At 64.3% G+C, this 14012-nt stretch carries 14 protein-coding genes; 9 read left to right on the forward strand and 5 right to left on the reverse strand.

Translation table 11 applies throughout. The features are described 5' to 3' along the window. Window positions 1-46: 46 nt before the first annotated feature. From P0D71_RS14820 to P0D71_RS14835, 4 genes are all read right to left on the reverse strand, one after another. Entirely contained in the window at window positions 47-1324 is a 1278-nt protein-coding gene (locus P0D71_RS14820; RefSeq protein WP_408301084.1) for an MFS transporter, read from the reverse strand. Window positions 1325-1602: 278 nt separating this feature from the next. Then, window positions 1603-2172, reverse strand: coding sequence for a YceI family protein (locus P0D71_RS14825; protein ID WP_408350380.1), 570 nt, complete (start codon window positions 2170-2172; stop codon window positions 1603-1605). A 67-nt stretch (window positions 2173-2239) separates the two neighbouring features. Next, window positions 2240-2803 carry a YceI family protein gene (locus P0D71_RS14830; RefSeq protein WP_091796698.1) on the reverse strand — a complete coding sequence of 188 codons (564 nt, stop codon included), beginning with the start codon at window positions 2801-2803 and terminating at the stop codon, window positions 2240-2242. 8 nt (window positions 2804-2811) lie between these two features. Further along, a complete protein-coding gene (locus tag P0D71_RS14835; protein ID WP_091796699.1) occupies window positions 2812-3372 on the reverse strand; it encodes a cytochrome b in 561 nt (186 codons plus the stop codon). On the opposite strand from P0D71_RS14835, the gene P0D71_RS14840 reads away from it, so the two are divergent. The 9 genes from P0D71_RS14840 (at window position 3371) to P0D71_RS14880 (ending at window position 12625) form a co-directional block, all read left to right on the forward strand. Beyond that, on the forward strand, window positions 3371-3580 hold the full coding sequence (locus P0D71_RS14840; protein WP_408187554.1) for a hypothetical protein: 210 nt from the start codon (window positions 3371-3373) through the stop codon (window positions 3578-3580). The two genes, P0D71_RS14835 and P0D71_RS14840, sit on opposite strands and share 2 nt — an antisense overlap. Window positions 3581-3797: 217 nt before the next feature. Next, window positions 3798-4550 carry a paraquat-inducible protein A gene (locus P0D71_RS14845; RefSeq protein WP_091796700.1) on the forward strand — a complete coding sequence of 251 codons (753 nt, stop codon included), beginning with the start codon at window positions 3798-3800 and terminating at the stop codon, window positions 4548-4550. Window positions 4551-4557: 7 nt separating this feature from the next. Beyond that, the gene (locus tag P0D71_RS14850) at window positions 4558-5232 is read left to right on the forward strand and encodes a paraquat-inducible protein A (RefSeq protein WP_408301089.1); all 675 of its coding nucleotides are present in this window, start codon (window positions 4558-4560) and stop codon (window positions 5230-5232) included. Then, a complete protein-coding gene (locus tag P0D71_RS14855) occupies window positions 5225-6883 on the forward strand; it encodes a PqiB family protein (protein WP_091796702.1) in 1659 nt (552 codons plus the stop codon). The genes P0D71_RS14850 and P0D71_RS14855 overlap by 8 nt, the downstream gene beginning before the upstream one ends. Beyond that, window positions 6880-7629 (forward strand): PqiC family protein, encoded by a 750-nt coding sequence (locus P0D71_RS14860; protein ID WP_408480733.1) that lies wholly within the window; start codon window positions 6880-6882, stop codon window positions 7627-7629. The genes P0D71_RS14855 and P0D71_RS14860 overlap by 4 nt, the downstream gene beginning before the upstream one ends. A gap of 1 nt (window position 7630) precedes the next feature. Next, window positions 7631-9796, forward strand: a complete 2166-nt coding sequence (locus P0D71_RS14865) for a site-specific recombinase (RefSeq protein ID WP_408480735.1) — start codon at window positions 7631-7633, stop codon at window positions 9794-9796. Window positions 9797-9925: 129 nt separating this feature from the next. Next, complete coding sequence (locus P0D71_RS14870; protein ID WP_408480737.1) at window positions 9926-11218, forward strand: THUMP domain-containing class I SAM-dependent RNA methyltransferase; 1293 nt, start codon at window positions 9926-9928, stop codon at window positions 11216-11218. A 218-nt stretch (window positions 11219-11436) separates the two neighbouring features. Continuing rightward, window positions 11437-11820, forward strand: a complete 384-nt coding sequence (locus tag P0D71_RS14875; RefSeq protein WP_091796706.1) for a VOC family protein — start codon at window positions 11437-11439, stop codon at window positions 11818-11820. A gap of 64 nt (window positions 11821-11884) precedes the next feature. Beyond that, a complete protein-coding gene (locus P0D71_RS14880) occupies window positions 11885-12625 on the forward strand; it encodes a helix-turn-helix transcriptional regulator (protein WP_408480739.1) in 741 nt (246 codons plus the stop codon). 51 nt (window positions 12626-12676) lie between these two features. Here the strand turns inward: P0D71_RS14880 and P0D71_RS14885 are convergent. Further along, a partial coding sequence (locus P0D71_RS14885; protein ID WP_408479311.1) for an NAD(P)(+) transhydrogenase (Re/Si-specific) subunit beta occupies window positions 12677-14012 on the reverse strand: 1336 nt, incomplete at its 5' end.

The raw sequence follows: 14012 nt of genomic DNA on the forward strand, positions 1-14012 counted from the left end.
ACCGCCGCGCCGCGCCCATCCGCGGAGGCAACTGCAAGCGTCCACCTCAGCGGAACCCGAGCTTGCGCCGCGCCGCCATCAGCGCGACGAGGCTCACCACCGCGGCGAAAATCAGGTAGTAACTCGGCGCGGTCTTCGAACCCGTCGCGCTGATCAGCCACGCAATGATGAACGGCCCGAAGCCGCCGAAAATCGTCACGGCAATGTTATAAGCCAGCGACATGCCGGTCGTACGCGTTTGCACCGGAAACATCTCCGAGAGCAGACCCGGCAGCGCCGCGAAATAACCCGTCATCAGAAATCCGAACACGATCTGCATGGCGATCAAGGTGCCGAAAGTCGGATGCGCGACCAGGTACGCGAAGGCCGGGTTGATCAGCACGAGCAGCAGCAACGCCGAGATCAGCATGATCGTGGTGCGCCCGTGCCGGTCGGACAGATGGCCGACCAGCGGCGAGAACACCATCTGGATCACGCCGGTCAGTGCGATCGCCGCGAACGCGACCGAAGGCGCCAGTCCCAATTGCTTCACGCCGAAGGTCGGCATGAACAGCACCAGATACGTCGATACCGTGCCGAGCACCACCACGCCGATCGCGATCAGCAGGCGCAATTTCTGGCTGGTGAAGGTATCGCGCAGCGGCGTCGTGGTCGTTTCGGCGGCGAGGAATTCGGGTGTCTCATCGAGCTTCGTGCGGATGTACCAGGCGACCGGTCCGATGAGGAGGCCAAAGAAGAACGGCACGCGCCAACCCCACGAGGCCATCTGCTCAGGCGAGAGCTTGCCGGTGAGCAGTACACCGAAGCCGGCGGCAAGCAGCGTGGTGAGCCCCTGACTCGCCACCTGCCAGCTCGCGAAAAAGCCGCGCCGCCCCGGCACGTGTTCCGCGAGAAAGGCGGTGGCGCTGCCGAACTCGCCGCCCGCCGAAAAGCCTTGCATCAGACGGGCCAATACAAGAATCACCGGTGCGGCGAGGCCGATGCTCTGATAGGTCGGCAGGACCGCGATGATTAACGTGCCGGCCATCATCAGCAGGATCGAGAGTGTGAGCGCCGCCTTGCGGCCGGCGCGGTCGGCGTAGGCGCCGATCACGATCGCGCCGAGCGGCCGCATGAAGAACGACACGCCGAAGGTGCCGAGCGTGAGAAGCAGCGAGACCGTGTCGTTACCGGCCGGGAAAAACAGCTTTGCGATGACCACCGCGAAAAAACCGTACACCACCAGATCGAACCATTCCAGCGCGTTGCCGATCGAGGCCGCGACCACCGCGCGCCACGAACTTTGCCGGCTCCCCGTGAGGCTTGCTGCTGTCGTTGCGTTCATGCAGATCTCCAATTCGCGCGGAATATTATTCATGTGGGCGTGACGCCCTGAATGCCCGACTGGATGCGCGCACAACCAGTGCGGTGCCTGCGCTCTATGTACCCGAAAAATTAATACGGCGCGAGTGCGAAATTGCGCTATGCCGCTGCATAAGGCTTCCGGCGTCTCAGGCGGCCAATAAAAAACCGCTTCGTCGCCAAAGCGAACGAAGCGGTTTTTTTGTTGCGACGCAACGGTCGTGCGATTCAATACCCGCACGCGGCAGACGCGTTAAGCATTTATTGCTTGATGCCTTCGGCCTGAATATGCAGCTTGGTATCCATATTGAAGCCGTACTTGGCGCCGAAATCCATGCCGTAGTCAGCGCGGTTGAAATGGGCGCTCGCTTCCACGCCGCACACTTCACGCTTGAGCACCGGATGCGGCATGCACTTGAACGACTCGATCTTCAGATTCAGCGGCTTGGTGACACCGTGCATCGTCAGATTGCCGATCACTTCGACCGGCTTGTCGCCGTCGAACTTGATCTCGGTGCCCTTGTACGTCACCGAAGGATATTTGGCGACATCGAACAGCGCATCCGTCTTCAGATGCTCGTCGAGCTTGCTGTTGCCGGTGTCGATCGAAGCGGGATCGACCGTCACGTCGACGGTACCGGTTTTAGCCGAACGGTCGAGCGTGACCGTGCCGGAGCTCTTGGCGAACTTGCCGCGCCACACCGAAAGACCGCCGAAGTGATCCGCCTCGAAGCTCGGATACGTGTGGGTCGGGTCGAGCTGATAGGTATCGGCCGCCGCGAACGCGCCCAGCGAGAAAGAAGAAGCGAGCGCGCCGATGGCGATCAACATGGATGTTTTCAATTCGTGCTCCTAGGTTCCAGAAAAAAGCTGCCCCGCCCGAGCGGCGCGGCGAACGTCACTTATGTGCTGCAACGATATGAAACTTGATGACCACTTCGTCGGCGACCACCGAGGTGTCTTTCCATTCGCCGGTGCCGATATCGAACTGCGAGCGCTTGATCGGGAGTGAACCGTCGAAGGTTTGCACCGCGCCCTGCTGGGATACCGTAACCGGCACCACCACGGTCTGCGACTTGCCCTTGATGGTCAGCTTGCCGGTCACCTTGAACTGGTTGCCGCCGGCCGGCGCAATCGCGCTCGAGACAAAAGTGGCACTCGGATACGTCTTCGCGTCGAACCAGTCCTTGCCGCGCACCTGGTCGTTGTAGCTTTCGTCGCCGAGATCGTAGCTGGCCACGTCGATGCTGAACTGCGCACTGCCGTCGGCCGGTTTTGCCGGATCGAACTTGACCTGCGCGGTGAATTTACCGAATTTGCCTTCCACCGGCACATTCATCTGTTTCGACGTGGCCGTCACCGAACTCTTCGCGACGTCGACTTGCGCCATGGCGCTGCCGGCCACGGTCAACGAGGCCGCGGCAAAGGCGGCGAGCATGTAGCGATAAAACGAAACCTTCATGGTTGTCCTTATTTGAGGAAAGGGAGCATGCGCGAAAGCAGGCCGTCGCGATCCAGCCATTGATGCTTGAGCGCGGCCGCGACGTGCAGCGCGACGAGCACGAGCAGGGTGTAATTCAGCGTGATATGTACGTTCTTCAGCAGTTCCTTGAGGTGCGGGTCCGGCGCGATCAGGCGCGGCAGCGGAATCAGCCCGAGGTACACCACCGGCACGTTGGCCGCCGAACTATAGAGGTAGCCCGAAGCGGGAATCGCGATCATCAGCACGTACAGCAACACATGTACGAGATGCGCCGCGCCACGCTGCCAGACCGGCATGCGGCGGGGCATCACGGGCGCCGCGTGCGTGGCGCGCCACAGAATGCGCAGGACGGCGAGCGCGAATACCGTCACACCGATCCACTTGTGCCACGAAAAATACTTCAGCTTGGTGGGCGTGAAGCCCGGGATATCGGTCATCACCCAGCCGAGCGCGAAGCCGCATACGATCAGCAGCGCGATCAGCCAATGCAGGGCAATGGCAGTCGGCGAATACGATTCCCGGCTACTGAATGAAGGATTGAGTGCCATGACAGGTCAACGCAAGCTAAGAGAGGTTAACGGCGCAGTCCGCGTGAATATTCCGGATGCCGATGCGCAAGGCATCGGTTCATCTGAACGGACAATGCCTGCGGCGACACGCGCCAAGGCGGCCATGCTACCCGAACCGGAAAAAACTGGCAGAGCGTTGCCGGAGGCCACCCACGCGGAGTTTCAGCGCCCATGCCGCACGCATTGAACAATTAGGGACGGAGGCTGTCAGAGCTAGACGGATGCCATGTAGGATTAACCGCCCGCCGTCGTGCGCCCTGGCTCACAATCGTCACAATCCGACCTCGGCGCAACAGCCGGTGCGACGGCGGGGCGCCTTTGGTACTATTGCTCCACACTTTCATCAGACCTGCCAAAGAAACGGGCATTGCACGCTTCCCCTCACACTGTCAGCCCTTTGCCCTATGGAACATGACAACCTGATCGCGTGCCATGAGTGCGATACGCTGTTCCACAAACCCCGGCTTGTCGGGCGCACGCTCGCGCGCTGTCCGCGCTGCGGGGCTACGCTTTATCGCGGCGTCTCCCGCAAGCTCGACGCCATCAGCGCCATGACGCTGGGCGCGCTGATCACCTTCCTGATCGCGCAGGGCTTCCCGATCGTCGAACTCGAAACCAACGGCATCACGTCGCAGACCACGCTGTTCGGCGCGCTCGTCGCGCTGTGGGACGAGGACATGCAGATCGTCGCGGTCATGGTGTTCTGCTCGACCATCCTGTTCCCGCTGACCGAACTGGTCGCACTGCTCTATGTGCTGATTCCGCTACGCGCCGGCTATGTGCCGCGCGCCTTCAACCGGGTGCTGCGCGCCATTCAATTCGTGCGCCCGTGGGGCATGATTGAAGTCTTCATGCTCGGGATACTGATCACCATCGTGAAGATGGTGAGTCTCGCGCGCGTGATTCCCGAGGCGGCGTTGTTTGCGTTCGGCGTGCTCACGCTGATGCTCGCCGTGGTGGTCACGTTCGATCCGCGCATTCTGTGGGACCTCGCCGACGAACTGGGCGCCCGCGACCAACGGCCGCTGCCGCGCACTTCCGCCGACAGCGCGGCCGCCGCCGTCAACTCGGTCGCCGGACCGCCCGCTCCGCCAGACGTGCGTGGCGCGGAGCCAACCGCGTTGCCGCCGGTGCCGCCGGTGCCACGTCGAGGATGAGCACGCCATGAAATACATCACCGCGAGACGCGCGGGCCTCGTCAGTTGCCACGCGTGCGGACGCGTCGAGCCGCGCATTCGCTCCGTCACGGCGCAGCACTGTTCACGGTGCGGCGCGCACCTTCACTCGCGCAACCCCGACAGCCTGATGCGCACGTGGGCGCTGCTGATTGCCGCCGCGCTCCTGTATATTCCCGCGAACCTGCTGCCGGTGATGCACACGGCGTCGCTGCTCGGCTCCGAAGACGACACCATCATGAGCGGCGTCGTCTACTTCTGGACCTCGGGCGACTGGCCGCTCGCGGTGATCGTGTTTATCGCCAGCATCATGGTGCCGATGCTCAAGCTGAGCGTGCTGGTGCTGCTCACCATCACGGCGCAGCGCCGTTCGCGCTGGCGGCCCGACCAGCGCATCACGCTTTACCGGATGGTCGAGCGGATCGGGCGCTGGTCGATGCTGGACGTGTTCGTCGTCACGCTGACCGTCGCGCTGGTGCGCTTCAAATCGCTTGCCGTCATTACGGCCGGCCCGGGGGCGATCGCCTTCGGCTCGGTGGTGATTCTGACCATGCTGGCCTCCATGCAGTTCGACCCACGGCTCATCTGGGATCACGTGGAAGGCAGCGTGCAAGGCGGCGTGAAGCGCAATACCCAAAAACCTCAGGACCTCAAACATGACTAGCCCGCAAGAACCGACGCCCGCCTCCGATGCGCCGCGCAACGATTCGAACGGACCGAAGCTGCCGCCCCAACTCCCAGACCCGGAAATCGAACCGCGCAGCCGCTGGCTGCCGTCTCTCGTCTGGGTGATTCCGCTGATCGCCGCGCTGATCGGCATCGCGCTCGTGATCAAATCGGTCACCGCGAAAGGCCCGACCATCACGATCAGCTTCGTCAGTGCCGAGGGGCTCGAACCGGGCAAGACCAAGGTGAAGTACAAGGACGTCGACGTCGGCTCCGTGAAGACCATCACGCTGTCGAAAGATCTGTCGCACGTACTGGTACAGGTGCAGTTGACCAAGGAAGGCGAAGACTTCGCGGTCAAGGATTCGCGCTTCTGGGTGGTGCGGCCGCGCGTCGGCGCGAGCGGCGTGTCGGGTCTCACCACGCTGCTCTCGGGCGCGTATATCGGTGCGGACGCCGGGCACTCGCCGGATACCGAGAAGGACTTCGTCGGCCTTGAAACGCCGCCGCCGATTACCGGCGACCAGAAGGGTCACCAGTTCGTGCTGCACGGCGACTCGCTCGGCTCGATCGACATCGGCTCGCCGATCTTCTACCGGCGCGTGCAGGTCGGCCAGGTGGTCGGCTTCTCGCTCGACAAGGACGGCACCGGCGTGACCATGCAGGTCTTCGTGTCCGCGCCGTTCGACCAGTACGTCGGGACCAATTCGCGCTGGTGGCATGCGAGCGGCGTCGATCTGCGGCTCGATTCCAGCGGCTTCAAGCTGAACACGCAGTCGCTCGCCACGGTGATCGTGGGCGGCCTGTCGTTCCAGTCGCCGCCGGGGCAAGGCGTGGGCGCGCAGGCGCCGAACAACATGACCTTCCGCCTCGGTTCGGATGAAGCCGATGCGATGCGCGAGCCGGACGGCGTGCCGCTGCGCGTGGTGATGAACTTCAACCAGTCGCTGCGCGGCCTGTCGATCGGCGCACCGGTCGATTTCCGCGGCATCGTGCTGGGGCAGGTGACCAACATCGGCATCGACTACGATCCGAAGACGCGCAGCTTCACCATGCCGGTCACGATGAACCTCTATCCGGACCGCCTCGGCAGGCGCTTCCGCGAAACCGCGCCGGCACCGGGCAGCCTCGCGGGTCAAACCATGCTGCAACAGCTCGTCAAACACGGTTTGCGCGGCCAGTTGCGCACCGGCAATCTGATTACGAGCCAGTTGTACGTGGCGGTGGACATCTTCCCGAAGGCGCCGCCGGCAACCGTCGACGTGGCGAGCGATCCGCTTGAACTGCCGACCATTCCGAACACGCTCGACGAGTTGCAGCTCCAGGTCGCCGACATCGCGAAGAAGCTCGACAAGGTGCCGTTCGACCAGATCGGCAACAACCTCAACAGTGCGCTGAAGAATGCCGATCAGCTCTTCACGCGACTCGACAAGGAAGTGGTGCCGCAGGCCCGCGATACGCTCGCGGCGGCGAAGCAAACCTTCGGTTCGGCTGAGGCGACGTTGCAGCAGGACTCGCCGTTGCAGTCCGATGTTCATCAGGCGCTGCAGGAACTGACGCGCACGTTGCAGTCGCTCAATGCGCTGTCGGATTATCTGGAGCGCCATCCCGAATCGCTGTTGCGCGGTAAAACAGGAGATAAACCATGATGCTTGCCCGGCTTCCTCGCCCGCCGCGCGGGTTCGCGCGCGGCGCCGTTCTTGCCGGCGCTCTGGCCGGACTGGTGACGCTCGCGGCGTGCTCGTCGCCGTCGAGCCGCTTTTATACGCTGGGAGCGGATAGCGCTGCCGGAGCCGCCGCGCCGGTCAGCGCCCGCACGGCGGCTGCGCCCGCGTGGCTGATCGAAGTCGCGCCGATCGACGTGCCGCCGCAGGTGTCGAAGAATCAACTGGTCGTGCAAACCGGACCGACGCAGGTCAAAGTGCTCGAGGAAGAGCGCTGGGCCTCACTGCCCGGCGACGAGATCCGGCGCGCGTTGTCGACGAGTCTGACGCAGCAGCTCAACACGATCGACGTGTTCGGCACCGCGCACCCGGATGCCACGCCGGTGTATCGGATCAGCATGAATGTGCAGCGCTTCGAGTCATGGCCGGGTTCACATGCGTTGATCGACGCGGTGTGGAGCGTTCGCGCGGTACGCAGCAACACGGTGATGACGTGCCGCAGCGTGGTCAGCGAACCGGTGAGCGGCGGGTATGACGCGCTGGTCGACGGGCATCGGCGCGCGCTGCAGCGGATTTCCGCGCAGGTGGCTTCGGCGGTACAGGCCATGGCTGCCGCTGCTCCGCAAGGTCAAGGCGCCAAGGCGACCTCTTCTTCGGCAAAAGGAGCGACTGTGAGCGCGGCAGTGCCGGCGTGTCCTTCAGCGGACAGCGCTGCGGGAGCCGGCGCCTGAAGTGTTCGACTCGCTCAAACGACTCATCAGGAAATGGCGCGCTTCGCGCGACGGCGGTCACCAGCTCGATGCGCTGCTGGCGATCGCCGACCGCACTGCCCCCTATCCGGAGCGCAGTGAGTGGCTGATCGAGCTCGCTCACTGGATTCGCCGGGGCCGCGTGGTCCAATCCGGCGCCACCGCTGAAGACACCGCTAGCCACTCGATCCCTGCGCACACGCGAATCCGCTACCTCCTGCATGTGCTGGATCGCAATCCCGTCTGGAAGGCCAACGTCGCCGGCATTCTGCGTGCTCTGCTGCGCGAGAGCGACGGCCTTTCGCTGCTGTGCGACGCCGGCATGCCCGTGCATTCGGGCTTCTTCGGTGCGCTGTTCGAGCGGCTCGAAGCAGCGTTGATTCCGCCCGCGCCGAACCGGCGCGACCTCACCGCGATCGTCACGCTCATGTTCAGCTCGGAGCGGGACGCCGAATGGATCGGCGCGCTTTCCACCGATCTGCTGATCCGCATTCACGCGCTTTTCGACTACGCGGCGGACGAAGACGAACAACGCGACGCCACGCCGTTTTCGCTCGACCTGCTGGCCGCGCTGCATAACCTGACCTGCCAGATCAGCTCGACGGGCCTGTCGCAAACCGTGCGCAGCCGTTTGGGCGGAGCCGATCCGGACGAGCACGGCTTCGATCACGCGCACCGTGGACGCGACGGCCATGACGCCCACGAGGCCAGCGACATGCGCGTCGCGATGGAAAAGCAGCCGTTCTACCGGCTCACGCGTGCGATGCTCGCCGTCGAAGCCGCGCATCAGGCGTTCGTGGCGGGCGCCCCGCAAGACCCGCTGCTGCACGAGGTCAACTATCTGCGGCTGCTGCTCGACGAATGCCGCGGCGCGACCGACAACGTCTTCGCGCACCTCTATCGCAACGGCGTGAGCGTCGACATCGTGTTCCAGGTCGAACGGATGCGCATGCGGATCGTGCGCGCCGAGCATCTGCTCAATGCATGGATGGCGCACGACGATCCGCACGCCGGCGCGCGTCTTACCGCCGAACTCGTCGACGCGAATCATGCGAGCCAGAGCGTCGCGCATCTCATGCGCAGCAACTTTTCTCTGCTGGCGCGCAAGGTCGTCGAATACAGCGCCGATACGGGTGAGCACTACATCGCCCGCGATCGCACCGAATATCTGAAGATGCTGCGCATGGCGGCCGGCGGCGGCCTCGTCACCGTCGTCACGGTGTGCGTGAAATTCGCCATTACGGGCGCGCATTTTCAGGCGATGTTCGAAGGGCTGCTCGCCGGCATCAACTACGCGGCCAGCTTCCTGCTGATGCACTTTCTGCATTTCTCGCTCGCCACCAAGCAGCCGGCCATGACCGCGCCGACGCTCGCGCGGGAACTCGACGGTGTCGGCACGCCGGCGGGGGTCGACAGTTTCGTCAGTTCGGTGACCGCGCTGATGCGCACCCAGGCCGCCGCGGTACTGGGCAACGTGCTGCTGGTGTTCCCCGTGAGCCTCGGCGTGCAACTGCTGTGGCACGCGCTGTTTCACGCCGACATCATTTCACCGGCGAAGGCGCACGCCACGCTGCATTCCTTCTCGCTCTGGGGGCCCACGCCGTTCTATGCCGCGTTGACCGGCGTGCTGCTGTGGTCGTCCAGCCTGCTCGCGGGTTGGGCGGACAACTGGTTCGTGCTGCATCGCGTCGCCGACGCCCTCGCCTACAACCGCCGTCTGCGCCTGACGCTCGGCGCGGCCGGCGCCAACCGGATCGCACGGTTCTGCCGCGCGAATGTGGCCGGAGTCGTCGGCAATATCACGCTCGGGCTGATGCTCGGCCTGGTGCCGGCGATTCTCACCGCGTTCGCGTTCTCCTTCGAAGTGCGGCACGTAACGCTCAGCGCCGGTTCGATCGGCGTCGCGCTCGGCGTGCTCGGCAAGGACGCGCTGAAGCTGCCGGAGTTGTGGTGGGCAGTGGCGGGTGTCGGCAGCATGGCGATACTCAATGTGGCGGTGAGTTTCGCGCTCGCCTTCTATATGGCGGTGAAATCGCGCGACTTGCGGCGCAACGCGGTGCGCTCGCTGCGCGGCGCGATCTGGCAACGGGTGTTCCGGCATCCGCTGGAGCTGGTCTGGCCGGCAAAAACGGCGCGCGCGGTCAGATAGCGCGTCGCGGTGGAAACCGCTCGCCGCGCCGCCGCGCAAGCGGGCGCGCTTGCCGCCAGACGATCGCGCATGGCGGCTCAGCCCGACCGCGTACAATAGCGCCTTATTCAACGCCTTCCGGCAACCTCAATGTCCTTCGATTTCTTCCTCCCTTGCCCGCGCGGCCTTGAAGCCTCGCTCGCGGCTGAACTCGCCGAAATTGCCGCCCAGCACCTGAACGGCGCGCCGTTCACGGCCGGCGCACAAGTGCCGGGCGGCGTGCATTTCCGCGGAGGCTGGGCTGCCGGCATGGCCGCCAACCTGTATTCGCGCCTCGCGAGCCGCGTGCTGCTGAAAATCGCGCATCGCCCGTATCGCAGCGAGCAGGACATTTACGCGCTCGCCGTCGAACAGCGTTGGGAACAGTGGTTCTCCGCAAACGAAACGCTGCGCGTAGACGTCACCGCGATCAAATCGCCGCTGCGCAGCCTGGAATTCACCACGCTGCGTGTGAAAGACGCGATCTGCGACCGTCTGCGCGAAGTCAGCGGCGCGCGTCCGAGCATCGACACCGCCATGCCCGACGTGCGCGTGTTCGCGTTTCTTACCGCCACAGACTGCACGCTGTATCTCGACACCTCGGGCGATCCGCTCTTCAAGCGCGGCTGGCGCCTCGACAAGGGCGCGGCGCCGCTGCGTGAGAATCTGGCCGCGGGCATTCTGCGTCTGACCGGCTGGACCGCCGGCACGCCGCTGTACGACCCGATGTGCGGCAGCGGCACGTTCCTCGCCGAAGCCGCGCAGGTGGCGCTGAAGATCGCGCCGGGCGCGGAACGCCGCTTCGGCTTCGAAAAGCTCAAGCAATACGAGGCCAAGACCTGGCAAGCGCTCAAGGCCGCCGCGCTCGACGCGAAACATGCCGCGCGTAGCTCGCGTGCCGATCTGCAGATCTTTGGCAGCGATATTTCCGGCGACATGCTCGACAAGGCGCGCGCCAACTTCCAGCGTGCCGGCCTGCCGTCAATTCCGCTCAAGCAGATCGACGCGCGCAACATGACGCCGCCCCGTTCCGCCGCAGGCATTCTCGTCGCCAACCCGCCCTATGGCGAACGGATCGAAGTGCGCGGACGTAACGCGCGCGGCGAGCTACGCGAAGGCCGCGGCAATCGCGAGAGCCGCGAAGATGAGGGCTTTCGCCGCGCTCAGGAAGAAACGCCGGATAGCGAATTCTTCCATTCGCTCGGCGACGCGCTCAAGCAACGCTTCACCGGTTGGCATGCGTTTATCCTGACGTCGGATCGCAAGTTGCCGGGACAGTTGCGCCTGCGTGAATCGACCAAGACGCCGCTCTTTAACGGCGCGCTCGAATGCCGCCTGTTCCGCTTCGACCTGATCGCGGGCAGCGTGCGGCAACGGCCGCAAACCGATACGCCAGCGGCTTGAGACCTATCGTTTCCAGCACCGCTGCAAGGCGATAAAAACCGCGAGCCGTGAACCGGCCTCGCGGTTTTTTTTCGCCTGCCGTGTGCTTTAGCCCCGCCACTTCTTTGCTCGCTCCTGCCACCCCTACTGACACCACGCTGTCAGTAGCACCCCCGCACACTCCCTCTCACGCCATCCGGCGCTTTGCACGGCTTACCCGCCATCCATAGGAGAGTGACATGTCCGCAGCATCCAAAGTTGTTGCATGGTTCGAGATTCCGTCCGTCGATTTCGATCGCGCCGTTCGTTTCTACGAAGCCGCGCTCGACGTCAAACTGAACGTGCAGGACATCGGCGGCCAGCCGATCGCCGTGTTCGGCTATGAAGAACCGGCCACCGGCGGCGCGATCGTCCACAGTCCGTCGATGACGCCGACAGGCGACGGCGTGCTCGTCTACCTGAACGCGCAGCCGACCGTCGACGCCGTGCTCGCGCGCGTCGAAAAAGCCGGCGGCAAGACCGACGGCCCGGTGATCAAGCTGCCGCAAGACATCGGCTATATCGCGTTCTTCACCGATACCGAGGGCAACCGCCTCGGCCTGCATTCGCGGACCAACGGTTAAGCAACTCGACGTCCGTGCGCGGCGGCCGCCACGCGCCACGCACGGACGCTGACCGGAGCGCGGCATGCGGCGCTATCATCGCGCGACTGCCCCTGTCCTCCTCTACCCAACGCCCACGATGACGCGCCGCGCCGACCGCCTGTTCCAGATCGCCGAGCTGCTGCGCGGACGGCGTCTGACCACCGCGCAGCAGCTCGCCGACTGGCTCAACATCTCACTGCGCACGGTCTATCGCGATGTACGCGATCTGCAACTGTCAGGGGTGCCGATCGAAGGCGAAGCCGGCATCGGCTACCGCTTGAGCCGCACGGCGAGTTTGCCGCCGCTCACCTTCACCGCCGACGAACTGGCCGCGCTCGCCGCGGGCGCGCGCATGCTCGAATCGTGGGGTGGCGCCGGTTTCGCGGGCGGCGCGCGCGGGGCGCTCGCCAAAATCGCCTCGGCCATGCCCGCCGACAAACGCGCGACGCTGGAAAGGCTGGCGGTCTTTGCGCCGTCGTTTCACATCAAAGGGGATTTTTCCGCGCAACTCGACGCGCTGCATCGTGCGATCGACACGCGGCACGTGGTGAGCTTTGCCTACGTCGATGTGAACGGCGCGGCGACCGAGCGTCGTGTCTGGCCGCTTGCGCTCGCCTACTGGGGCGCGCGCTGGACGCTCGGCGCATGGTGCGAACTGCGCGGGGATTTCCGCAATTTCGGACTGGAGAAGATCCAGAATCTTCAGGTGCGCGAACAGTATCCGGATCAGGAAGGCAGACGGCTTGCGGATCTGTTGCGGCATGTGAATGCGAAGCCGAAGTGACGATCGCGGTTTGCCGTGGGGAGGCAAACCGCGAACTCATTTCAAGCAGCTTTACTCGACCGCTTTCACCATATCCTCAATCACCTTCTTCGCATCGCCGAACACCATCATCGTCTTGTCCATGTAGAACAGGTCGTTGTCGAGACCGGCGTAGCCTGCTGCCATCGAACGCTTGTTGACGATCACCGTGCGCGCCTTGTACGCCTCGATAATCGGCATGCCCGCAATCGGCGACTTCGGATCGTTCTTCGCCGCCGGGTTCACCACGTCGTTCGCGCCGAGCACCAGCACCACGTCGACCTGCCCGAACTCGCCGTTGATGTCGTCCATTTCGTAGACCATGTCATAGGCGACTTCGGCTTCGGCGAGCAGCACGTTCATGTGCCCAGGCATGCGGCCGGCCACCGGGTGAATCGCGTACTTCACCTCGATGCCTTTCTCCACCAGCTTGTCGGTCAGTTCCTTCAACGCATGCTGCGCGCGTGCGACGGCGAGGCCATAACCCGGCACGATCACCACGGTTTCGGCATTGCCGAGCATGAACGCTGCATCATCGGCCGAGCCGGATTTCACCGGACGCTGCTCAGCCGACCCACCTGCCGCCGCCGCGCCCGGCTCATTGCCGAAGCCACCGAGAATCACGTTGAAGAACGAGCGGTTCATCGCCCGGCACATGATGTACGACAGAATCGCACCGGACGACCCCACCAGCGAGCCCGCGATGATCAGCATCGGATTGTTCAGCGAGAAGCCGATACCCGCCGCCGCCCAGCCCGAATACGAGTTCAGCATCGACACGACCACCGGCATGTCCGCGCCGCCGATCGGAATGATGATCAGCACGCCGAGCACGAACGCGATCAGCGTCATGATGATGAACGGCAGCCACGATTGCGTGAGAAAGAAGATCACGCCGAAGCCGAGCATCGCGAGCGCGAGCAGCAGGTTGATCAGATGCTGCCCGGCATACACGACCGGCGCGCCCTGGAACAGCCGGAACCTGTACTTGCCCGACAGCTTGCCGAACGCGATCACCGAACCCGAGAACGTGATCGCGCCGACGAACGTGCCAATGAACAGTTCGACGCGATTGCCATACGGCAGGAAGCCCGGCGCGGTGTTCTCCGGATCGACGAGACCGAACGCGGACGGCTCCGACACCACCGCATACGCGATACACACGGCGGCGAGACCGATCAGCGAGTGCATCGCCGCCACCAGTTCCGGCATCTTGGTCATCTCGACGCGCGCGGCGACGAACGCGCCGACCGCGCCGCCGATCACCAGCGCGACCAGCAGCAGACCGAGACCCAGGCCGAGGTTCGAGCCGAGCCCGTTCGCCTGCTTGACGATCAGCGCGATGGTGGTGAGGATCGCGATCGCCATG

This window comes from Paraburkholderia sp. RL17-383-BIF-A (assembly GCF_046028015.1).
GTDB lineage: Bacteria > Pseudomonadota > Gammaproteobacteria > Burkholderiales > Burkholderiaceae > Paraburkholderia.

Bases quoted from the DNA above. Each gene is read 5' to 3' on its own strand.
- P0D71_RS14820 (WP_408301084.1), bottom strand. From the start codon at position 1,324: ATGAACGCAACGACAGCAGCAAGCCTCACGGGGAGCCGGCAAAGTTCG.
- P0D71_RS14825 (WP_408350380.1), bottom strand. From the start codon at position 2,172: ATGTTGATCGCCATCGGCGCGCTCGCTTCTTCTTTCTCGCTGGGCGCG.
- P0D71_RS14830 (WP_091796698.1), bottom strand. From the start codon at position 2,803: ATGAAGGTTTCGTTTTATCGCTACATGCTCGCCGCCTTTGCCGCGGCC.
- P0D71_RS14840 (WP_408187554.1), top strand. From the start codon at position 3,371: ATGACAGGTCAACGCAAGCTAAGAGAGGTTAACGGCGCAGTCCGCGTG.
- P0D71_RS14835 (WP_091796699.1), bottom strand. From the start codon at position 3,372: ATGGCACTCAATCCTTCATTCAGTAGCCGGGAATCGTATTCGCCGACT.
- P0D71_RS14845 (WP_091796700.1), top strand. From the start codon at position 3,798: ATGGAACATGACAACCTGATCGCGTGCCATGAGTGCGATACGCTGTTC.
- P0D71_RS14850 (WP_408301089.1), top strand. From the start codon at position 4,558: ATGAAATACATCACCGCGAGACGCGCGGGCCTCGTCAGTTGCCACGCG.
- P0D71_RS14855 (WP_091796702.1), top strand. From the start codon at position 5,225: ATGACTAGCCCGCAAGAACCGACGCCCGCCTCCGATGCGCCGCGCAAC.
- P0D71_RS14860 (WP_408480733.1), top strand. From the start codon at position 6,880: ATGATGCTTGCCCGGCTTCCTCGCCCGCCGCGCGGGTTCGCGCGCGGC.
- P0D71_RS14870 (WP_408480737.1), top strand. From the start codon at position 9,926: ATGTCCTTCGATTTCTTCCTCCCTTGCCCGCGCGGCCTTGAAGCCTCG.
- P0D71_RS14875 (WP_091796706.1), top strand. From the start codon at position 11,437: ATGTCCGCAGCATCCAAAGTTGTTGCATGGTTCGAGATTCCGTCCGTC.
- P0D71_RS14880 (WP_408480739.1), top strand. From the start codon at position 11,885: ATGCGGCGCTATCATCGCGCGACTGCCCCTGTCCTCCTCTACCCAACG.